The sequence below is a fragment of the Luteolibacter pohnpeiensis genome (assembly GCF_016595435.1).
Classification (GTDB): Bacteria; Verrucomicrobiota; Verrucomicrobiia; order Verrucomicrobiales; family Akkermansiaceae; genus Luteolibacter; species Luteolibacter pohnpeiensis.
The window spans coordinates 51,786-73,131 of sequence record NZ_JAENIJ010000023.1 but is presented as its reverse complement, the minus strand read 5'-3'; the positions used below and the strand labels follow the sequence as shown (position 1 = coordinate 73,131).

Genomic DNA, 21,346 nt, shown 5'->3' with positions numbered 1-21,346 from the left:
TTCTGGTCCTTCTGGTCCTTCTGGTCCTTCTGGTCCTTCTGGTCCTTCTGGTCCTTCTGGTCCTTCTGGTCCTTCTGGTCCTTCTGGTCCTTCTGTTGTTCCTGCTTTTTCAGTTCATCCAGCTTCCGTTTTACAAAATCCCGATTGAACTTTGCATCTTCATCGGAGGAATTCAGCGCGAGTGAATCGTTGTAAGCCTTGAGCGCTTTCTCCCAGGTTTCGATGGTCTTTTTTGGATCTTCCTGGGCCGTTGCCTGCCCGATTCGATAGAGTGAATTACCAAGGTTATAGTAGGACTTTTGCTGAAGTTTTAAATCCGCCGTTGAGAGTGATTCCGTGAGTTGTTTCGCCGCCTGCTCAAATTCGCCGGCTTGATACGCCTTGGTGCCGCCGTTATAGGCCGTCACATCATCTGCCTCCGAGGCGTTTGGCATCAGGAAAAATGCTCCCGCGAGCATCGCAACCGGACGAACACGGCGCGCCACCGAAACAATGGCCTTCTTTTTCTTCTCTGGCTTGCGCTCACCCAGAAGCGATTGCGCAGCGAGCATCAATAGCGCGGCGGCAAGCGGCCACTGGAAACGCTCGAGCGGCACTTTCTCAAGCTTCTGCGCGAGCTCGGACTTCGGCGCTAGCGCCAGGCGTTTTTGATAAATCGCATCCAGTCCTTCCGCGCCGCGACCCAATGGAACATAAAGGCCACCCGTGATTTCAGCGATTTTTTTGAGAGTTGCCTCGTCCAGCTGGGTCTTCACTTGCTGTCCGCTTGAATCCTTCAGGAAAGACTCCCGCCCATACCGATCCTTTACCGGAATGGGCTGACCGTCACCCGCACCAACACCTACGGTATAGATCGTAGTTCCGTTTTTCTTTGCCTCCTCTGCAGCTTCCACTGCCTCACCTTGCAAGTCTTCTCCATCGGTGATCAGGACCAGAAAGCGTTGGTTTTTCTTTTCCGCATCGAACAGCCTGTCCGCTTCGCGGATGGCGCTGGCGAGATCGGTGCCCTGACGAGGAATCAAGTCGGTATTGACCGAGTTTAACGATTCACGAAACGCATCATAATCCAGCGTCAACGGACACAAGGCGAATGCCGAACCCGCAAATGGCACCAACCCGACCCGATCGCCTTCCAGCCGACTCAGGAAGTCGATGATGCCAAGCCGTGCGCGCTCGAGTCGATTTGGCACCAGATCCTTCGCCAACATGCTGCGCGAAGTGTCCACCGCAAAAAGAATGTCGATGCCTCGGCGTTTCACCTCCCGCCATTCGTAGCCGAACTGCGGTCTGGCGGCGGCAACCGTCAGGAAAAAGATCGCGCCAAGCCACAACCCGCGCCGGACCCAGCGCAATGTCGGCGACCAGCCCGCGATCAGCCGCTGCTGGAACCGAGGATGCGCCAATTTGCTGAGATCGGTTTTACGCCGCCGATCCGCCATGCGGAAAAGCCAGAATCCCAAGGCCACCAAAACCACCCCGAGGATCATCCAGGCTGGTTGTGAAAACTGAAATGTAGTCTCTTTCATCATTTCTCAGGGAAGGTGGCGGAAGCGGGTTTCTGAAAGGATGCGCTCCAGCATCACAAAAAACAGGCCGGGAATCAGGGCAAACAGCATCAGCTCCTTGTAGTCCTCGTATTTCTTGATCGTCCGTTTCGTCGTTTCGAGCTGGTTGATCTCATTGTAGATTTTCACCAGGGAATCCGTATCGGTTGCGCGGAAATACTGACCGCCGGTCGTAGAGGCGATCTTGCGCAGCGAGTCCTCATCGATCTCCACCTTGGTCATCGCCATGCGTTGACGGCCGAACTGGTCTTTCACCGGTATGGGAGCCTCACCCATCGTGCCTGCGCCGATGGTGTAGATCTTGATTCCGAGAGTCTTGGCGGCCTCCGCCGCCGTGACGGGATTCGCGGCACCGGTGTTGTTCACACCGTCTGTTAGAAGGATCACGATGCGGGATTTTGCATCTGAATCACGCAAATGGTTTACCGAAGACGCAATGGCCGATCCGATAGCCGTGCCGTCCTCCACCCGCCCGATCTGAACTTCGCTGAGCCTTTTTTTAAGCCATTCGTGATCGAGGGTCAGGGGACTCACCAGATAGGGGCGGCCAGCGAATGCGATCATGGAGATCCGGTCCCCCGGCCTGTCACCGACGAACTGCTCCACCACTTTTTTCACCACGGTTAGGCGGTCCACCGGTTGGCCATCGATGTTGAAATCCATCGCTTCCATCGAACCGGAAACATCCACCGCAAGCACGATATCGATGCCGCTGGTTTCCACTTCCGTGTTTCCGCGTCCCAGCTGCGGACGCGCCAGGGCGACAATGATCAGAGCCATGCCCAGGTAAGCAAGTGCCATCAAAAGCCCACCGGCCCGAGACTTCGGATGCCCGCCGCCGCCCTTTGCATCCGAGATCGATGGCAGCCGCAAGGCCACCACCCGGCCGGATCTTCCGCGCAGAATGGCCATCACGGGAAGCGCCACGAGCAGCCACAAGAATGCAGGATTCGCGAATTGAAAACTTCCTTCCATCATGGCGTGACCTCCTTGTTTTCCGGAACGTCCGGCGCATCGACAAATGCCGTGGCCAATGAAATCAGATGATCCCGCTCCTCGCTTTCCAGCTTGGTTCCAGCAAATTTCGCCATGTCACAGGATCGCAGAAATCCGCGCAGCGGTTCCATGCGCGAGACGAGTGATTCGTTTTTCGCGGTGGCAAGCTCGGTGAGAAATTCTTCCGTCGTCCGTTTCGGCGCGGCCAATCCAAATTTACGTTCGACGAAAACCCGCACGACCTGACTGGCGGCCAGGGCGAAATCACCCGGCGACAGGCCGCCACCGTTTTGCTTCAGATCGCCCAACTCTTGCCGCGCCTTTTCTTCCGCTGTTTGCAAGTGACGTAAGCGCCGTTTCAGCCACCACCAGATTCCTGCAATCACCAGCAAGGCGACGAATGCAATCAGCGCCATCATCGGCCAGGCGGACTTCGGCTGCGGGGTGGCCACTTCGATCAGCGGCTTCGCGCCACGGATGTCCTCCTCCGCCTGCTGTGCCCAGGCTGGAGACGTCAGTAAAAATGTTAGAAACGCATACCGCCTCATCTCCGCGCCCTCCTTTGCCGGAAAAATCCCATCAATGCAGGAACCCAATCGCCGCCTGCGGAAAATTCGAGCATATCGACTCCGCTACGCCGCACCGCCGTGGCCATCCGCGCCTTGCGATCGGCTGCTTGTTTCCGGTAGGACTCACGGGCTTTCGGGTTGCTCGTGTCCAATTCGATCAATTCGCCGGTCTCGGCGTCCTCGATTCGCAAGACTCCAACATCCGGAAGTTCCCCTTCTAACGGATCATTGACCGCAACGGCGATCACATCGTGATGCCTGCCAGTCACGCCCAGTTTGTGCTGCAGTTCCTCCTCACGGATGTTCACCCGGAAATCCGAAATCAGAAAAACCACTGCCCGCCTGCTGAGGACCCGGTTCACAAAATCCAACGCTCCGCAAAGGTCAGTGCCCCGTCCACTCGGCTGAAAAAACAACGCCTCGCGAATCAGCCGCATGATGTTCATCCGGCCTTTGACGGGCGGAATATACAGTTCCACCTCATCGGTGAAGAGCACCAGGCCCACCTTGTCGCGATTCCGTATCGCCGAGGCGGCAAGCACTCCGCCAATTTCCGTTTGCAGTTCCCGCTTGCTCGCCTCACTCGAACCGAAATCAGACGACGCGCTCACATCGATCATGATCAGAATCGTCAGCTCGCGTTCCTCGGTGAAGGTCTTGATAAATGGTTCCCCCGTCCGCGCCGTCACATTCCAATCGATGGTTCGCACATCATCACCTGGCACGTAATTGCGCACCCGATCGAAGTCCATGCCGCTTCCTTTGAACACACTGGCGTAACTTCCCGCCAAGTGATCATCCACCAACCGGTTCGTGCGAATGTCCATGCGCCGCACGCGACCCATGATCTCCGCAGCACGGGATTCATTCTCCTCCGCCTCGCGAATCTGTTTGGATTTTTTCGCCATCTCTACGATTCGTCCGGGTTCAAGGCACAGGCATCTCGTCGAGGATCTGACGGATGAAATGCTCAGCGGAAAGCCCTTCCGCCTCCGCCTCGTAGGAGACTGTCACCCGATGCCGCAGCACATCTTGCGCAATCGATTTGATGTCGTGAGGAGTGACATAGCTGCGGCCATCCAGAAACGCCCGGGCTTTGCCCAGCAACGTCATCCCGATCGAGGCACGGGGCGATGCTCCGACCCGCAGGTAAGGGCCGATTTTCATCCCGAAATCATCCGGCCTGCGCGTGGCATGTACCAGACTGACGATGTAGCGTTTCACTTTTTCGTCGAGATACACCCGATTGACCACCCGCTGGGCCTGGCGGATCGTGTCCAGCGACACAACCGGCACCGGCTTGGGCATGTCCTGGGTGCTTGCCGCGATGTCGATGACCGCCATTTCCTCATCCATCGTCGGATAATCCACCACCACTTTCATGATGAATCGGTCGAGCTGCGCCTCCGGCAGCGGATAGGTGCCCTCCTGCTCCAGAGGGTTCTGCGTGGCGAGAACGAAGAATGGATCGTGGAGTTTGAACGTCTCATCACCGATGGTGACCTGCTTTTCCTGCATGGCTTCCAGCAGCGCGCTCTGCACCTTGGCCGGGGCGCGGTTGATTTCGTCCGCGAGAATGAAATTGGCAAAAACCGGCCCCTTCTTGACCTCAAACTCCGCCGCTCGCGGATCGAAAATCTGAGTACCGACAATATCCGCAGGAAGCATGTCCGGGGTGAACTGGATGCGGTGGAAATCCCCGCTCACCAGATCTGCCAGGGTTTTGAGTGCGAGGGTTTTCGCCAAACCCGGAACTCCTTCCAAAAGAACGTGTCCTCTTACCAACAGGACCGAAATCAATCGATCCACCAGTCCATGCTGGCCGATCAAGAACCGCCCCATCTCTGCCCGCAGCGGATGCACCCAGGCCGAAGCCTGCTTGATCTCATCCTCCGTAAGTCCCGCAGGACTCACTTCCCGCATCGGCGCGTTTGTCTCGTTACTCATGTCCATTTCCAATGTTTACTATGCTAAGCGATTCTAACATCCGCTTCTGTTCACGGAGATAGGCTCAAAGTTTTCATGCAGGGAGACGATTCAAATCGCAGCTCGCCATTTCATAAAGCGCCTTCGAAATGTAGCATCCCGGGACATGCACCATGGTAGATGGAATGAGCCACGGTAAGGAGATGATATCCTCATCAATCTCACTTCGTTCGGAAGGACATCTCGATGCATTCCCTCACCCAAATCATTCATATCAATTCCCCTACCGACACATTGATATCTTTTCATACCTTCATCGAAAGCTGAGGTTTAAATCCTGCGGCTTCTTCGCGCAGCAACCGCGCGAACCATTCCGCATGGGGATTTGCTCTAACAGCTGGCAATCCGATCTTGATCACTGCAGCCGCCAGCGATGGAGAAAAGGGACGTGCCGTTAATGTGGACGGCAAAGCGCCTATGATTCCTTCAGTCAAGACAGCCGCCTGGCGATTTGCCACCAAGGCTGCGAATAAAGTGGCCACACCGTCGACCGACTGATCCACCAGTTTCGGCGAAATGCCATGAGGCTTGAGGATGGCGCGCAGGCGCGGCGCGTATCACCTCGCGGCGGCGATCAGTGCCTGCGCCGCTGCGCGCGCGTCAGAAGCATAATCGGCCCGGTGATACATGTCCGCGTGCAGTGTGGCTCCATCCATCAGCAACAAAAGTTGCCGGGCCAGCTGCGACGGGGATTTCAGATTCGCATCCACGCAAAGTTGCTCCAGTCGCTCCTGCATCGCCTGCTTGAATGCCGCACCTGCCTGGCGTGGCTTGTCATCCTCTCCGTTGTATTCCCCCACAGCCTTGAGAAAGGCGCAGCCGGAAAAATCCTTCTGCGAAAACCAACCCGCCAACCAATCGAAAACCGCCATCAACCGTTGGTCAGGATCAGGCCCAGCCGCCTCAATCACTTGCTCAAGGCTCGCCAGCACCAAGCTGCTGTTTTTTTCCATCGCAGAAGCGATCAGGTCCTCTTTGGATGCAAAATGCTTGTAGAGCGTCATCTTCGCCACCCCCGCCTCCGCCAGCACCGTGTCGATTCCGACCGCGCGGTAACCATTGCGGCAAAAAAGCGACCACGCCGTATCGAGCAACTGCTCGCGCTTCGCTGAATGCGGCGACTTTTCCGCAGAAGACTTGGCTTTCATGCAGCCACTTCACCCCAGAAATCGGTCATTCGCAAAGAAAATATACAGATCTGTATATTTCTACTTGATATTAGGTAGACCTGTCTGTCTATTTATCTCATCAGCCGCTTCCCCGGTTGAGCCACCAAACTCGAAATCAACAAGGTCATGAATCTCCAAGCCAAGCCTTCGACCAGCGCGGCCACGGTCTGATTCCCGATCTTCAAAATCATCCCAAACCAAATCACATCATGAGCACCTTCATCACCACTGACGGCACCGAAATTTACTACAAAGACTGGGGCGACCCATCAGCTCCTGTTGTCACCTTCAGCCACGGCTGGCCGCTATCGTCCGACGCCTGGGAATCCCAGATGTTCCACCTTGCCTCCAACGGTTTCCGCGTGATCGCTCACGACCGCCGTGGCCACGGCCGCTCCAGCCAACCTTGGGACGGCAACGACATGGACCACTACGCCGACGATCTCGCCGAATTGCTGGAACACCTTGAAATCACCGACGCCATCATGATCGGCCACTCCACTGGCGGCGGCGAGGTTGCCCGTTACATCGGCCGTCACGGTACGAGCCGAGTCAAAAAAGTCGTCCTGATGGGAGCGGTCACGCCCATCATGCTGAAATCGGATGCCAATCCAGCCGGTTTACCCATCGATGTTTTCGACGGCTTGCGCGCCGGTTATCTCGCCGACCGCTCACAATTCTTCCTCGATATCGCAAGTGGGCCGTTTTTCGGTTTCAACCGCCCCGGCGCTAAAGTCTCGCAGGGCGCGATCCAGTCCTGGTGGCGGCAAGGCATGTTGACCGGCCATAAAAATGCCTACGACAGCATCAAGGCCTTTTCCGAAACGGACTTCACCGAAGACCTCAAAAAGATCGATGTGCCGACCTTGATCCTACATGGTGACGACGACCAGATCGTCCCGATCGCCGGTTCAGCGCTGCTTGCGGCCAAGCTCATCCCGAATGCCGAACTGAAAATCTACCCCGGCGGCTCGCACGCCCTTGGCGACACCAGCAAAGACGAACTCAACGCCGACCTGCTCGCATTCGCCCGGGCCTGATTTGCCAGCCCTGGGAAAATAGCCATCCGCTCCTGAAAAAACGTCGCCTCCGGCCAGGGCGACGTTTTTTCGCGTCGTCGAACCGAGACCGGATCGCCGCCGCCTGCAGCTTGCGCATTGCTCCGGGATTCCAAATCGGTTTAATGAAGGGAAACCCCGCGAGTCGGATCGGCCGAAAGATTTCCGATTTGCTCGCGTTTTCACTTCATGCCTAACCCGATTCAAATCCCAATGACATCTCTCAGCCGACGTTCGCTTTTTTCGATGGTTCCAGCGGTTTCCGCCCTGCTCGCACTCCGTGGAAAGGCCGCACCCATCCCGGAATCCGCGCAGACTCCCGCAGGGTTCGGCATTTCCGTCCAGTGCTGGACTTTCAACCGCTTCACTCTTTTCGAAGCCATTGAGAAATCCGCAGCAGCAGGCGCAACTGGCGTCGAAGTTTACAAAGGTCAGAAAATCGGCGGCGACCATGGAGATCTCGCCTTCAGCCCGGACATTTCTGACGAAGTGACCCAGTCGATTCTCGACAAGCTCAAGCAGCACAACCTTTCCGCGCTCAACTTCGGCGTGACGGACATCTCAAAAGACGAAGCCGAAGCCCGAAAAACCTTCGAAATTGCGAAAAAACTCGGCCTTTACGGCATCACCACCGAATCAGTCGATGCAATCGATACGATCGAGAAGTTGGTGAAGGAATACGACATCAAGGTCGGTTTCCACAACCACCCGAAACCTACCGCGCTCTGGAGTCCTTACACGGTTTTGAAAGTCATTGATGGTCGCGACAAGCGCATTGGCTTTTGCGCGGATGTCGGCCACTGGGCGAGCTCGGGCCTGGATCCGCTCGATGTGGTGCAGAAAGTCGCCGGGCGCATCGTTTCCTTCCACATGAAGGATCGGGAAAAAATCGGCAGCGCCACGCACGATCGCCCGTTTGGCACCGGCGTGATCGACATTGTCGGCATTCTCGATGCAGCTCGTGCGAAAGGATTCGATGGCAATGTCAGTATTGAGTACGAGCACAATTGGGATGCCAACGTGCCGGACGTCGCCCAATGCATCGGCTACCTCCGCGCGTATTCCAAAATGCGTGCTTAACCGATTTCTCGGACAACTCATGACTAATCTTCGTTTCCTTCCGCCGATTTGGCGGGAGGATCGAAGTGAATCGGGTGATCACCCGGTAAACGCAGCCCGCCACTAGCAGGCGGAAGCGCACGATGCGGTGCCTCCTTGATCGGAGGTTCGACCGGCATCGTGGAAACTTTCGGGATCACATCCTCCTCTTCCTGAACCACTTCCTTGTTTTCCACCGGCAGTGGAGAGGCCGCAACCTGGTCCACCTGACCTTTCAGCCAGGCCAGGAATCCGACGAGAATGAAACCGATCACCATCACCACGATGAAGAGTTTCGGAAATTTGGTTTTCGCGGCCAATGCCTCGTCACGGGCTTCCTGGCGCGCCTCGCGCATCAGCTGAACCCACTCCTCAGGCGGTTGGTTTTTCCCAGCCATTCAACCCGCCTCCCACACTCGGGCACGCAAGGCTTCCGCTGCAGCGCGCGCCTCCGCTTCCTTTTTACTTTTACCCTTCCCCGTGGCCAACACCTTGTCGCGCCAGGAAACTTCCGCCTGGAACACGCGGCGATGGTCTGGCCCGGATTCACTGATAATCTGGTAAACCGGCGCCTGCGGATGAATTGCCTGCAGGCACTCCTGCAATTCGCCTTTCGGATTCCGTTCCTCCGGGCTGGTGATCATGCTGCCAATCTCGGATTTGAACAAATCCAGCACCAAAATCCGCGCCGAATCTGGGCCCGAATCCAAAAATACCGCACCGATCAAGGCCTCAAACGCATCCGCAAGGGTCGATAAACGGCGTCGACCGCCAGTTGCTTCCTCGCCCTTGCCCAGCAAAACGTAGTCCCCAAGGTGAATCGCCATAGCGAATCGAGCCAGCGCTCTTCGAGAAACCACCCGCGAGCGCAGCTTGGTCAGCTTGCCCTCGGTGAAATCCGGAAACATTTTGAAAAGCTCCTCAGTTACAATAAGTTGTAAAACTGCATCCCCTAAAAATTCGAGCCGCTGGTTGTCAAAGTGCGGTCGTTGGGATTCATAAGCCAAGCTCGGGTGCGTCAGCGCTTCGGCGAGCAGCAACGAATTGCGGAACTTGTAGTTAATCCGGTTCTCAAGCGGCTGCATGAATCTTGGGGGTCTCCTTTCCTTCTCTCTTTTCCAGAACCTTCAGCAGTTCCCGAGAAGAAAGATGGGGTGATCGACGGGACTCGAACCCGCGACAACCGGAATCACAATCCGGGGCTCTACCAACTGAGCTACGACCACCGTTTCTTGGTGGACGGGAGACCTAAGGCACCCGCTCGACTTTGCAAAGCGAAAAATCTCTCAAGAGGTGAGGATCTGCAAAGTTTTTTCATTTAGAACGGTTCCCTGCGCATTTCTCTGAGGATTCTCTCTTTGGCTTCTTCGCTCATTTTCAAATCCGCAGCCAATTCCCCGAGCAGGTCCGCATTTCGGGCAAGCTGCCGTAACTGGTTGAATTGCTCGGGCAATTCCCGGCAAAATTGGCAGATCGCGCCGTGGAATCTCATCCGAAATTTTTCAGCCCGGGTGAGCTTCCGATCCATCTCCAAACTGGCAAGCAGGGCAAAATCGCGACAAGAAATTCCCAACCACTTCAACGGCAAGCCCAGGATCCAATGACTCACCCGATATCCCAACGGCATCGGCTGATCGTTTTTTGGATGATTGCAACAACTCGACATCAGATCATTTATTCAGGGCTTATTCCAAAAGCTTGCAGACAAGCACGGAGGCTGTGGCGGGCCCGTGTCAGCAGCACAGGAATGCTGGCTACGGCCACTCGTGCAAGATCTGCCGCATCTTCCAGGTCCATGAAGTTAAGCTCCCGTGCGGTAAAAAGAACCCGCAGCGTCTCCGGCAAGCACATGATGCAGTGGTTCAACCGCGCGATCTTTTCCAATTGGCCCACCGTATGATCCGGAGAATCACTGAGTATCTCCAAACCCGCGGATGGATGGATTTTCCAGGAGCCATGGGCGTCAAAAAGCCGATCCATCGGATCAGAGGGATCATCGTCTGCCCCCGCATGCTGATTTCTCATGGTCGGCGTTCTTTGCGCAGAGCGGTGAAAATCCAGAATCTTGAATCGAAGAATGCCGATGAGCCAGGTCTTGATGGAAGATTCACCCTTGAAGTCACCGCGTTTTCGCCAAGCGGTTAGAATAGCGTCCTGCACCAACTCCTCGGCGTGGTGATGGTCACGCATTCGCATCATGGCGAATCCGTAAAGCGCATCGGCTTCGGCCATCAGCCGCTCTGGAGTTATGGGTTCGGGGATCGGATTCACAAGCGTTTCATCAATCCGTTGCAGACTGCGTTATTTGCCTCTTATTCGCAAGCAGGCTTGTCCTAGCCCTGTCGAGGGAGATTCCACCCGCTCCAAATACCAACACCACCAAAGCCACTGTTAGATATGGAAAGGGTGCGGCGTCGACGAAATCTCCGGGACTGCCGAACGCTTCATCGCGATGAGCCGTTAGATAAGCTCCAATCATTGCCAAACTGATAAATAGGGCAGCTCCCCTGGCAAAGAATCCCAGCAACAGGGCGAATCCTCCCAGGGCTTCGATCAAACCAATTGCCACCACATGAACCGTCGGTGCAGGGATATGCAGACTTTCAAAAAAGGTCGAAAACTGGTCGATATGGGTCAGCTTGCCCTTTCCCGTTAGAATCAACTGCCACCCCACGAGCAACCGGAGGAAAAGCAATACGAGATCCTGTCCCAGACGCTGCAAATCCTCGCCACGTTTTAGAATGGATTTCATCATGAGATCTGAAGGGTTGAAACACCGAACCAGCCAAGCTGCTGCCAATCTCGGAACCACTCGAATACCTGCTCCGTGTCGGGCAGATCCTTTTCCACTTCCGCTAACAGATGCTCAAGCAGACCGCCTTGCCGAAGCGCTGCCAGCATTGGCAAAGCCGCTCGATCCACCGTCCGATGCACCACGGATCCGGAGTGGGTTCTCCAAACAACCACCAGCGAAGGCTCCCTAACAAACGGTAAAATATCGGTCGCTTCCCGATCGAGCCATTTGCCTGCCGCCACCGGCAGCTCCAGGATGTGAACATGCGGCTGCAATTGGATCCTGCTCTCGGTGAAGGAAACCGCATCAGGCAACGGGAGCTGTGCAGCTTCAAAAGCCAGCATCATCGTCCACTCGACCTGAGCGACTGAACCTGCGAATTCTCCCTCAGATTCCGTCACCATGGGAGGGAGGCTCTGCCCCAGATGGCGCAGAGTGAAACTCCGTGAAGGATGGCTCAACAGATAGGACTCGATAAGCTGCCAGAATCGGGTTTCGCCTAACAGCCTTCTCAAACCGGGAAAATCTTCCGCTAACGAATCGATCAAGCGGAACCAATATTGCCGATGATACAGCTCCAACCCTTCCGCCGGAGTCAGATTCGGCCCTGGCCGCACCAGGCGATCCGCAACTTGGAGAAAATGATCCGAATGAGGATCGTTGGTTGGCGTAAAATCTGTCGCCATCCGACTACTCCCCCGCAACGGCTCCAATAATGCCGTGAAGAATTCCTTCTGGGTGGCTTCAAGCAACGGTTTCATGAAGATATGTAATTTGCGGGACATGATCCCAATAATTGCAGGCCTTCTTTGCTTCCGACCACACTTCGTCAAACGATGGAATCTTCGCATCCCATTCCAGCAAAGTGGCGGTCGCGCCGCATCGTTCAATCGCCCGCGCATACAACTTCCAAACCGGATCGACCACAGGATGGTCATGCGTATCAATGATGAAGCGTTCATACTTCGAATGGCCAGCGATGTGCATTTGGGTCACTCGCTCGGCGGGGATGAAATTGACATATTCCATCGCATCAAATCCGTGGTTGATCGATGAAACGTGGATATTGTTTACATCCAGCAATATCCCGACATCCGCCATCTCGACCACTTCCGTGAGAAACTCCCACTCCGTCATCTCCGATTGATGGAACTCCACATAACTGCTGACATTTTCGACGGCAAGCGGGAGCTCCATGAAATCCTGCGCGATGCGGAGGTTGGCAGCCACCTTACGGGCCGACTCCATCGTGTACGGTAGTGGCAGTAGATCGTGGCTGAAAGTTCCATCCACACTGCCCCAGCATAAATGATCGGAGAACCACGGCGTTTTCGTGCGACCCGCCAGCGTTTTCAATCGCTTCAGATGTTCGAAGTCCAATCCCTCATGATTGCCGGGATAAAGCCCGACGCCATGCTGCACCACCTGATACTGCTCAAGAATTTGATCCAACACCTCCAGCGGGCGACCCCCATCGACCATATAATTTTCGGAGATGATTTCAAACCAGGCAACCGCGGGTTTCTCCGAAAGAATATGATCGTAATGAGGGACCCGGAGGCCGATGCCAATGCCGAGCTCGAAACCATTCGTAAAGCGTGGATGGGCCATAAGTTGAAAAAATTAGAGTGATGGGAAAAGCGGCTCCGACGGATCACGTCAGAGCCACTTCCCAAATGTTGTGGCCGGACGTTACAGAATGCTCTGCCCTTTCTTTTCCTTCGTGGAACAGCCCTCTTTGGTAGAGCAGCTCTCTTTCTCGGTCTCCTTTTTCTTTTCCTTGCTGTCGCAGCCTTCCTTGCTTTTGCAGCCGTCTTTGGAGGCGATTTCCTTGTGAGCACCGGTGCTCTGAGGTTGAGCGGTAGCAGTACCTGCGGCAACGATTCCAGCGACAGCGGCAGCCATCAGGGATTGATTCAGTTTCATGATCTATGTCTTTTGTTTAATTGCTGGGATGGTGCCACATGCACCATCTCCATGCCTCTGAGCCGTCCGAATGCGGAAAACATGAACGAAAATTTCGAAAATTTTTTCACGGCTTCGAATTCATCCGAATTTCCGCCGAATCCTGGTTGCCCGAGCAGGCGATAATCGCTTGAGTCCCTTCATGCTGCGCCGCCTCGCATTGCCGCTGATTTTCGTGCTCTTCATCCTGGTCGCGGCAGCTGGCATGTTCCGACTCAAGTTTGATACAAACATCCTATCCATGTTACCCGGCGATTTGCCGGAAGTTCGAGGATTGGAAAGTTATCATCAGGCTTTCGCCAAAAACGACGAATTGGTCATTTTGATCCAAAGCAAGGACGATGAAACCGATTCGCTCGAAGACGCCGCCCAATCTCTCGGCGAGCGATTACTGGCCGATGGCAATGCAAGGCGCGCCCGCTGGCAGCCCATGTGGATGCAATCACCCGAGGGCCTGTCGGAACTCATCGCCTACTTGTGGCTGAACGGTGATCCGGAATCGACCCAAGCTCTGGCGGAAAAGTTATCTCCTGAGAATTCACGAAAGACACTGGATGGTGCCATCGCACGTATCGCCACAGCCATGGAAGGCGAGGGGCTGGCCATGCGTGCCCACGATCCATTTGGCTTTCTCGATCATCCCGCCATTACGGCACTTACCTCTAACAGCTCACAAAGCGGCGCGGCTTTTGAAAGCGCTGATGGCCACTCCCATTTGTTGTTTATCGATTCACCAAAACCAATCGCTGGTTATCGCGATGCTGATGCCTGGCTGGCCAAGGTCAGGCAATCCATCGCGGCCTGGCAAAAAACAGACGGGCAGGGAATCGAGGTGGGGTTAACCGGCGAGCCAGCATTTTCATCGGAAATCGGGCACTCGATGGAACGTGATCTCAGTGGCTCCATCGGCATCACACTCGGACTGATCGCGCTGTTGTTTTGGTGGATGCAACGGCGGCTGATCCTGTTAGCCGGACTGATAGGCGTGCAGGTTTTGGTTTTCGCCGTCGCGCTTGGCGTCGCTGGATGGATTTACGGCAGCCTGGGCATCATGGCATTCAGCTCCTTTGGCATTCTGATCGGGCTTTCCGTCGATTATGGATTGATCATCTGCCAGGAAGCAAAACTCAGCGGCAGCAATGCAAACTCCCTGCGCGATGCCAGTGCGAAGCCGGTCATGTGGTGCGCGGCTACGACGATCGTCGTATTTCTTGCTCTCAACCTCGCAGGCCTTCCCGGGATGGGACAGCTTGGAACCATCGTCGCCACCGGACTTTTCGCTGCCGCAGCCATCATGATCTCCGGCTACCTGCCATTCGTCGTTCGGTTTGGCGTCAACCGACGGCAGCCACGAGGCACCGGAAAATGGATCCCAAAACGCATGCTCTCTTATGGTTTGGCAGGAGGATTCGCCATCGCCGCCCTTGGGGTTCTGGCAATCCACGGACTTCCCGGAACCCAGTTTGACTCATCGGTCATGCGCCCTTCGAACAGTCAGGCAATGACGGCACTGGATCGCGTCACCGCAGCATTCCCGCGCTGGTCTGACGAGTCCATGGGAGTGATCATCGAAGCAAAAAGCGGACCTGAAATGTTAGAGCGCGTGGCGGAAGCGAACCGGAGGTTCAGTTCCGCCGAAAAATCGGGCCTGATCCGTGCAGCTCATTTTCCCATCGGCTGGTGGCCGGATGAAGCTTCCCAAACCAAAAACCGCGCCATTCTGGCGGAGCTTGCGACTCATCGCGACCGGCTGATGCATGAAGCGGGTGAAGCGGGATTCACCGAAGAGGGAACCGCACTCGGCAATTCCGTCCTCAGTGAAATGGCCACTCTAACAGCTCACAACGGCTTGGTATTTCCCCAACAAGAAAGTGCGATCGAAATCACACGGGTAGCCATGGCTCGCAAAGCCGATGGCAGCGGTGCTTTGTTAGGAAACATCGATCTCGCACCCACGGCCAAACCAGCCGGGGCCGATTTCCCAAAATTCCGCGCTCTCACCGGTTCCGGCATCTGGCTCAGTGACTGGCGTTTGTTCAATCCGGCGATTTCAGATCTCGTCGGAAAGGATGTCATGCGTGTGCTCATCCCGATGTTTCTGTTGCTGGTCGGAATGATGATTTTCATCTTCCGTCGTCCCGGTGACATCCTCGCCGCGCTTGTCGCAATGTCATTGAGCGGTTTGCTGATGCTCGCGGTGATGAGTTTTGCCGGACTAACCTGGAACTTCGTCAACCTGATGGCAACCCCGCTTTTGTTAGGCACCGGCATCGACTACGCAATCCACGTGATTCTAACCATCCGCCGGACCGGATGTTCGTTCAAAGAGCTTTGGAATGGAACCAGCAAGGCCTTGATGTTCTGTGGAGTCTCTACCGTGATCGGATTCGGCTCGCTCTGTTTCTCATCGATTGAGGCACTGCGGAGTCTCGGTTTCGTATCGGTCACCGGCATTTCCATCACGATGATCGTTGCGATTTTCCTCCTTCCCGGCTGGTGTCAGGCGAGTCCTGATGAGAACTGATTTCACGGTCGACTTCTCAGCTTTTTCCTCATGCTATGCTCTCAGGTAATCATCCATGAAGATTAACTTTCTCGAACGTCTCCAGCCGCTGGGGTCGCTGCGCGACTACATGTTCAGTGAAAGCTGGCAACGTGAGTTCGATGGCGGCAGCCTGGCGCGCGGGAACTACTATGCTTACCTGGGCAAAGTCATTTCGATCACGATTGACCTCCCTGAAAAAACGGGGATTGAGATTGCAGCAAAAGTTTCAGGATCTGGTCGACGCCCTTATGATGTTTCGATCTCGTTGCGCCCACGCAAAGAAACCTGGGCGACAGTTTCGTCATGCAGCTGCCCGGTCGGCTACCAATGCAAGCATGCAGTCGCGGCAATGGCGGAAATCACCAAGGCATGGCAGGCACTGCCAGCTCCAGAGCAAATTGAATTTGCCGATGACGTTTCGATTTCATCCACCAGGGTGTGGCTCGAAAAACTCTATGCAAATTCGGCAAAGACCACTTCCCCATCAACTGGGCGGCACGATCGCTTTCTTGCATACTGCTTGGAGGAAGCGGAAGCCCTGGTTGGTGGCGAACTGGAGTTGGTTCTGCGCCAGGCACGATTTCCTCGGGATCAAAATGATTCACCCATGGTGGAATCATCCCGCGCCGCTCCAAATTTATCAAAGCCTCCTAAATATCTGGCCGCTGAAGATCATGCGCTGGTCACAACCTACCAGCATCTCCAACTGATTTCAGGACAATCCGACGGAGTGCGAATCCGAACCATCGGCAGCGCATCTTTGCTCGATCGGATGGAAGCAACGGGTCGTTTGTTTTTACAACTGAGCAACGGAACCTATCACGCGCTATCCGCAGGTCCTCCAAAGCAGGGAAAACCGGGCTGGAAGCTTCTAACCGATGGCAGAATGCAGCCGTGCCTGGAGTTGTTAGATCCAGATGGCGCAGCAGTTCTCGGAACCGATTTACCCCGCTATCTGGATCGTATCCATGGGCAAATCGGTAAAATCGAAAGCCAATTCTCCGAGGCTCTTCTGCAAACGTGGCAAAACGGACCATCCATCACTCAGGACCTGGCTCCACAAGTCAGTTCCGCGCTCGCTGAAATTTCGGAAGCGACTGCTGATTCAGAACTCCCCGCGCCTCTAAAAATCGAATCACGCACGGTGAAGGCAAGGCCGGTTCCTCGGCTTCATGTATCCCTCCACCAAGTCCGCACCCTCCCCAGGGCAAATTCAGACCGCGAACCGATCATCGCTGCGGAACTTAGCTTCCGCTACGAAGACAGCCCACAACTCCCAGCCTACTACACCCGCCCGACATCCGAAAAACAGGTCGTGGTCCAAACCGAGGGCAAGCGCACCATTTATCGCCGCAACGAGTCTGCCGAGGACGAGCATCTTGAAACTCTGAGTTACTACGATTTCGTGCCTCTATCGGAAATTCTGAACCCCAACTTGCTCGATCCAGAGAACGAGGAAATTTTCGTGCCCATCGAGTATTTCGACGAACCAGATACCGCCTGGTTCGAACTGATTCATAGCGACTGCTTCGAGGATTTGAAAAAAAACGGTTGGGAAATCATCATTGATTCCGACCTCGGACTCGAACTCACCCATATCGAATCTTTTGCTCCCCATCTCGAACAAGAACAGGTCGACGGAATCGACTGGTTTCGCTTCGACTACACGTTCGAAACCGAGGGCCAGACCTTCAGTTTGATTCCACTGATTGCCAGATATCTTCAACAAACACACACCTTTCTATCGCCAGAAGATATCGCTGAGGACGAATTCCTTGCCTTTCCATCGCCCCATCAAAACGGCGGATTTATCAGTTTCCCAAAACGGCGCTTTCTTGAAGTGGTCGAATCCATTCGCCATCTCTACGACAAGCCTGCATCGACCAACGGACTTTTGCTCCATCGCCTGGAAGCAGCGGATCTTGCTCTAACCATCCCGGAAAAGGATTCCGACGCCACCATTCGATCGCTACGCAATCTTGGAAAGCGTCTGAGTGAAATCAAAAGCCTGCCGGCAGCAGTGTTACCGAAGGACTTAAAGGCCAAGCTCCGCCCATACCAACTCGATGGATACCGCTGGCTGCAATTTCTAGCCAGCCAGGATCTGCATGGAATTCTAGCTGACGACATGGGCCTCGGCAAAACCCTGCAAACGCTTGGCCATCTGTTGGCGCAATCCGCACCGGAACAGTCAGGCGGGCTGCCATCGCTCGTCATTGCTCCTACATCCGTAGTATCTAACTGGCAGAGCGAAGCCGCGCGATTCACACCATCCCTCAAAGTCCTGTTGCTGCAGGGGCCAGCCCGCAAATCGTTGTTTGCTGAAATCCAGCATGCCGACCTCGTCATCACTTCCTACCCGCTGATCGTCCGCGACTTCGAAGATCTCAAGGAATTGCAATGGAACTGCTTGGTGCTTGACGAAGCCCAGCACATCAAAAACCCGAAATCTAACACCGCCCAAACACTCTATCAGGTCCAAGCGCGCCACCGGCTCTGCCTGTCCGGCACGCCGATGGAAAACCACCTTGGCGAACTATGGAGCCTGATGCGATTTCTGATGCCCGGCTTCCTCGGCAGTTCGGAACATTTTAACAAATCCTTCCGAACGCCTATTGAGCGCCAGCAGGACGGCAATGCACAAGCTGCTCTCAATCGCCGGGTTGGCCCCTTGCTGCTGCGCCGCACCAAGGATGAGGTTGCTACCGATCTGCCGGAAAAAACCGAGATCATCCACAGCATTCCACTCACCACCAAGCAAGCCGACCTTTACGAATCAGTTCGCGCCGCAATGGACTCCCGGATTCGCGACGCGATCTCGGACAAAGGCCTCAACCGGTCGCAGATTGTTGTTTTGGACGCCCTGCTCAAGCTTCGGCAAATCTGCTGCCACCCCATCTTGTTAGACACACCCGCCGCACGAAAAGCCGGACCTTCCGCGAAGCTGGATTTTCTAACAAAAGACCTGCTGCCGACTTTACTGGAGGAAGGACGGAAGATTCTGATCTTTTCACAATTCACCACCATGCTTGAGCTGATCGAGCAACATCTAGCGAAGGAGAAAACGCCCTATCTCAAACTCACCGGCGCCACTCCAGCGACCGAGCGCGCAAAGTTAGTCAAAGCATTCCAATCCGGAAAAGCTCCGCTATTTCTGATCTCACTCAAAGCCGGCGGCACCGGCCTCAATCTAACAGCTGCTGACACGGTGATTCACTATGACCCATGGTGGAATCCTGCCGCCGAGGCTCAAGCAACGGATCGCGCCCATCGCATCGGTCAGGAGAAGCCCGTGTTTGTTCACAAACTCATCTGCAAAGGCAGCATCGAAGAACGCATTCAACAGTTGCAGCAACGCAAGAGCAATCTGGTCAAAGCGCTGCTCTCGGAAGAAGTCAGCAAACTCAAAATCGATTCCGATACCCTATCGCAGCTGCTCGCGCCGATGTGATCTAATTCACCCTCTTTGGAATTGATTAGATCGGGGGAATTGCTTTGAGCATTTCGAGTAATCTTTCAGCAGTGCCATGACTGCAGCACCAGTTGCGGACATAGTCCATATCCAAAGATTCCGGTCCCTGTACCGCTAATATATCTTTCACATCTTCCAAATCCTTGGGCCTTCCCCAGCGAAGTTTTTGAATCACGACATCTTCAGCGGTGGGAAGCCACGTTTCACATCCGAGCTGTTGGGAGCGGATCTGAATTTTTCTCGCAAACTGAGCTTTCACGAAAGGATCGTCAAATAACTCGAATAGCTCGACCTTCAACCCGGTATCCGCTTTCGGTTTACCAATGTGTCGCCTGCCCCAAGTCAAAGTATCGAACTGCACCTGTGATTCAAAATCCACCCAAGTTTCCAAATTGCGGATCAAACGTTGCAGAGCATCGGACGGAATCAAATTGATCACAAAATCGACATCTTTTGTCGATCTCGGGATGCCGTAAAATGCCACCGCAAATGCGCCGGTCATCATATAGTCCACTTGCTCCGCACGGCAGGAGTCAATGACCAGCTTCGCCAGCTGCTCCACTTTCATGGAATTGAAGGCAACTGGGAGTCAGACAAACTTCTGACACGGGAAATTCGCTCCAATCTCTTTCGGACCTCCTGCCACACAACTGCTCGGTCAGTAATTCCAAGCTGCCAAGTGACCCCTTCTGCCATACGCTCAAATACTCCATTGGTAAGTTCCAGAGCGGCATCCAGTCGCTCGACTCCGGTCATCGATCGCGCTCGCAACACCTTTTCCCGATAGATCGAATCCTGCAGCACTTTCAATGCGGCGGGATCATCGTGCGGATTGGGCAATGGATTCATGACAACCGAATTGTATCATCAGCAGGTGCTTTGTCAGTCACCAAAAGCATCACTTTTCCTCGGTGACTTTGGTTCCGTCGCGCGTGGTGTCTGGTGGGTGCATGATGACTTTTCCCCCATCATCCAGTCCCTCTAACACTTGAGCAGAAACTCCATTGTTGCGGCCGATTCCGACTTTGTGCTCTTTGGCGATGCCATCCTTCATCACAAAGCTCATCCATTGATTGCCTTTGCGGAAAAGAGCCCCGGTCGGAACCTGCAACACGTCATCCTGCTTCCACGTCGTAATGCGCGCTTCGACTCGATAGCGATCTCCAAGGGTGTAGCCTTCGGGCACGGGATCGACAAAATCAACCCGAACTTTGACCCGCTGTTCTTCGACTCCAAGTGAAGAAATTTTGGTATATCCACCTGGCTCAACCACACTGACTTTTCCGCGCAACGGCTGATTCCCACCCCACTGTTCGATCGAAACTTCGGCACCCGGGGAGACTCCGGCAGCATCGCTGGATAGCAATTCGATCTCCGCTTCCAGGTCTTTCGGATCGCCCACTTCCATGATCGGCAATCCTGGAGTGACCGGCCTTTCGCTCTCTTCGTAAACATTCAACACAAACCCATCGACAGGCGCCATGATGCGAATGGGAGGCGATTCCTCAATGCTCGGCGCCCTCGCCTGAAGCAAGGCGGAGCGTGCGATTTCGATGTCCGAGGTCGCCGCCTTCAGTGCGAACTCAGCCGCATTCCGCTCCCGGCGACGGACCTGTGCCATCGATTCCGCTTCGTCGTATTCCTGGGCGGACGCGGCACCGGTTTCACGCATTTTTTCCTGCCGCTCGAGCTGCTTTTCCGCGAGGTCCAATGCAGCTTCTGCCCGATCCAGATCTGCCTGACGGGCACGTTGATTGGCCTCGGCCCCGACGACCCGCGCCTCGGCTTCAGCTTGCGCACGAGGATCAAGAAAGGCGGAAGTCGATGCCTCAATCACCGCTAAAACGGTTTTTCCGGCGACGATGGGATCACCCGCGCGCAATTCGACCCGCCGGAGAAATCCCGCAATCGGAGGTGAAATGACGTGACGGTGGCGGATCCGGGTTTTGCCTTCTTCGATCACGGAAACCACAAGCGGAGCACGGTGCACGGTCGCGGTCTCTACAATCGTCGGCTTCGGTGCGAGACCGGCCACGATCAACGCGATGACCGCCAGCGTGATGAGCCAGGGAAGGAGTTTGCGGAACCAACCGCCTCGTGACTTTTTCGATTTCATGATGGGATTTGAA

22 protein-coding genes and 1 tRNA gene are annotated in these 21,346 nt (G+C 55.0%); 4 read left to right on the top strand and 19 right to left on the bottom strand.

Going from position 1 to position 21,346, the window contains the following annotated elements; all coding sequences use genetic code 11:
• From JIN85_RS14220 to JIN85_RS14190, 7 genes are all read right to left on the bottom strand, one after another.
• Positions 1-1,529: vWA domain-containing protein (locus tag JIN85_RS14220; RefSeq protein WP_200271869.1), on the bottom strand; the 1,529-nt coding region annotated here is incomplete at its 3' end.
• A gap of 3 nt (positions 1,530-1,532) precedes the next feature.
• Positions 1,533-2,540, bottom strand: a complete 1,008-nt coding sequence (locus JIN85_RS14215) for a vWA domain-containing protein (RefSeq protein WP_267906670.1) — start codon at positions 2,538-2,540, stop codon at positions 1,533-1,535.
• The gene (locus JIN85_RS14210; protein ID WP_200271865.1) at positions 2,540-3,109 is read right to left on the bottom strand and encodes a DUF4381 family protein; all 570 of its coding nucleotides are present in this window, start codon (positions 3,107-3,109) and stop codon (positions 2,540-2,542) included. Before JIN85_RS14210 ends, JIN85_RS14215 begins: the two co-directional genes overlap by 1 nt.
• Positions 3,106-4,038, bottom strand: a complete 933-nt coding sequence (locus tag JIN85_RS14205; protein WP_200271863.1) for a DUF58 domain-containing protein — start codon at positions 4,036-4,038, stop codon at positions 3,106-3,108. Before JIN85_RS14205 ends, JIN85_RS14210 begins: the two co-directional genes overlap by 4 nt.
• A gap of 19 nt (positions 4,039-4,057) precedes the next feature.
• Positions 4,058-5,077: an AAA family ATPase gene (locus JIN85_RS14200; protein ID WP_234047439.1), complete on the bottom strand. Its 1,020-nt coding sequence runs from the start codon at positions 5,075-5,077 to the stop codon at positions 4,058-4,060.
• 284 nt (positions 5,078-5,361) lie between these two features.
• Positions 5,362-5,619: a hypothetical protein gene (locus JIN85_RS14195; protein WP_200271859.1), complete on the bottom strand. Its 258-nt coding sequence runs from the start codon at positions 5,617-5,619 to the stop codon at positions 5,362-5,364.
• Positions 5,620-5,673: 54 nt separating this feature from the next.
• A complete protein-coding gene (locus JIN85_RS14190) occupies positions 5,674-6,264 on the bottom strand; it encodes a TetR/AcrR family transcriptional regulator (protein ID WP_200271857.1) in 591 nt (196 codons plus the stop codon).
• Positions 6,265-6,494: 230 nt separating this feature from the next.
• Here JIN85_RS14190 and JIN85_RS14185 point away from each other — a divergent pair, with 230 nt between their 5' ends.
• Entirely contained in the window at positions 6,495-7,325 is an 831-nt protein-coding gene (locus tag JIN85_RS14185) for an alpha/beta fold hydrolase (RefSeq protein WP_200271855.1), read from the top strand.
• Positions 7,326-7,556: 231 nt separating this feature from the next.
• A complete protein-coding gene (locus tag JIN85_RS14180; protein WP_234047438.1) occupies positions 7,557-8,423 on the top strand; it encodes a sugar phosphate isomerase/epimerase family protein in 867 nt (288 codons plus the stop codon).
• A 23-nt stretch (positions 8,424-8,446) separates the two neighbouring features.
• Here the strand turns inward: JIN85_RS14180 and JIN85_RS14175 are convergent, their stop codons facing one another.
• The 9 genes from JIN85_RS14175 to JIN85_RS14135 all read right to left on the bottom strand — a co-directional run bounded on the left by JIN85_RS14175 (position 8,447) and on the right by JIN85_RS14135 (position 13,161).
• On the bottom strand, positions 8,447-8,839 hold the full coding sequence (locus tag JIN85_RS14175) for a hypothetical protein (RefSeq protein WP_200271853.1): 393 nt from the start codon (positions 8,837-8,839) through the stop codon (positions 8,447-8,449).
• Complete coding sequence (rnc, locus tag JIN85_RS14170; protein ID WP_200271851.1) at positions 8,840-9,526, bottom strand: ribonuclease III; 687 nt, start codon at positions 9,524-9,526, stop codon at positions 8,840-8,842.
• 65 nt (positions 9,527-9,591) lie between these two features.
• Positions 9,592-9,667: transfer RNA gene (locus JIN85_RS14165), tRNA-His, on the bottom strand.
• Between the two features lie 92 nt (positions 9,668-9,759).
• Entirely contained in the window at positions 9,760-10,050 is a 291-nt protein-coding gene (locus JIN85_RS14160) for a hypothetical protein (RefSeq protein WP_200271849.1), read from the bottom strand.
• Positions 10,051-10,115: 65 nt separating this feature from the next.
• Positions 10,116-10,712 carry a sigma-70 family RNA polymerase sigma factor gene (locus tag JIN85_RS14155; protein WP_200271847.1) on the bottom strand — a complete coding sequence of 199 codons (597 nt, stop codon included), beginning with the start codon at positions 10,710-10,712 and terminating at the stop codon, positions 10,116-10,118.
• Between the two features lie 10 nt (positions 10,713-10,722).
• On the bottom strand, positions 10,723-11,196 hold the full coding sequence (locus tag JIN85_RS14150; protein WP_200271846.1) for a DoxX family protein: 474 nt from the start codon (positions 11,194-11,196) through the stop codon (positions 10,723-10,725).
• Complete coding sequence (locus JIN85_RS14145) at positions 11,193-11,996, bottom strand: HvfC/BufC N-terminal domain-containing protein (protein WP_200271844.1); 804 nt, start codon at positions 11,994-11,996, stop codon at positions 11,193-11,195. The genes JIN85_RS14150 and JIN85_RS14145 overlap by 4 nt, the downstream gene beginning before the upstream one ends.
• The gene (gene bufB, locus JIN85_RS14140; RefSeq protein WP_200271842.1) at positions 11,980-12,846 is read right to left on the bottom strand and encodes an MNIO family bufferin maturase; all 867 of its coding nucleotides are present in this window, start codon (positions 12,844-12,846) and stop codon (positions 11,980-11,982) included. Before bufB ends, JIN85_RS14145 begins: the two co-directional genes overlap by 17 nt.
• An 81-nt stretch (positions 12,847-12,927) precedes the next feature.
• Complete coding sequence (locus JIN85_RS14135) at positions 12,928-13,161, bottom strand: hypothetical protein (protein WP_200271840.1); 234 nt, start codon at positions 13,159-13,161, stop codon at positions 12,928-12,930.
• A 181-nt stretch (positions 13,162-13,342) separates the two neighbouring features.
• Here JIN85_RS14135 and JIN85_RS14130 point away from each other — a divergent pair, with 181 nt between their 5' ends.
• Positions 13,343-15,724, top strand: coding sequence for an MMPL family transporter (locus JIN85_RS14130; RefSeq protein ID WP_200271838.1), 2,382 nt, complete (start codon positions 13,343-13,345; stop codon positions 15,722-15,724).
• Positions 15,725-15,779: 55 nt separating this feature from the next.
• Positions 15,780-19,196, top strand: a complete 3,417-nt coding sequence (locus tag JIN85_RS14125; protein WP_200271836.1) for a DEAD/DEAH box helicase — start codon at positions 15,780-15,782, stop codon at positions 19,194-19,196.
• A 25-nt stretch (positions 19,197-19,221) separates the two neighbouring features.
• On the opposite strand, the gene JIN85_RS14120 is transcribed toward JIN85_RS14125, so the two are convergent.
• From JIN85_RS14120 to JIN85_RS14110, 3 genes are read right to left on the bottom strand one after another with little or no spacing between them, the layout of a single operon-like run.
• Positions 19,222-19,785, bottom strand: coding sequence for a nucleotidyl transferase AbiEii/AbiGii toxin family protein (locus tag JIN85_RS14120; RefSeq protein WP_200271834.1), 564 nt, complete (start codon positions 19,783-19,785; stop codon positions 19,222-19,224).
• Positions 19,782-20,066, bottom strand: a complete 285-nt coding sequence (locus tag JIN85_RS14115; RefSeq protein ID WP_200271833.1) for a hypothetical protein — start codon at positions 20,064-20,066, stop codon at positions 19,782-19,784. Before JIN85_RS14115 ends, JIN85_RS14120 begins: the two co-directional genes overlap by 4 nt.
• A 49-nt stretch (positions 20,067-20,115) precedes the next feature.
• Positions 20,116-21,333: an efflux RND transporter periplasmic adaptor subunit gene (locus JIN85_RS14110; protein ID WP_200271831.1), complete on the bottom strand. Its 1,218-nt coding sequence runs from the start codon at positions 21,331-21,333 to the stop codon at positions 20,116-20,118.
• Positions 21,334-21,346: the final 13 nt, after the last annotated feature.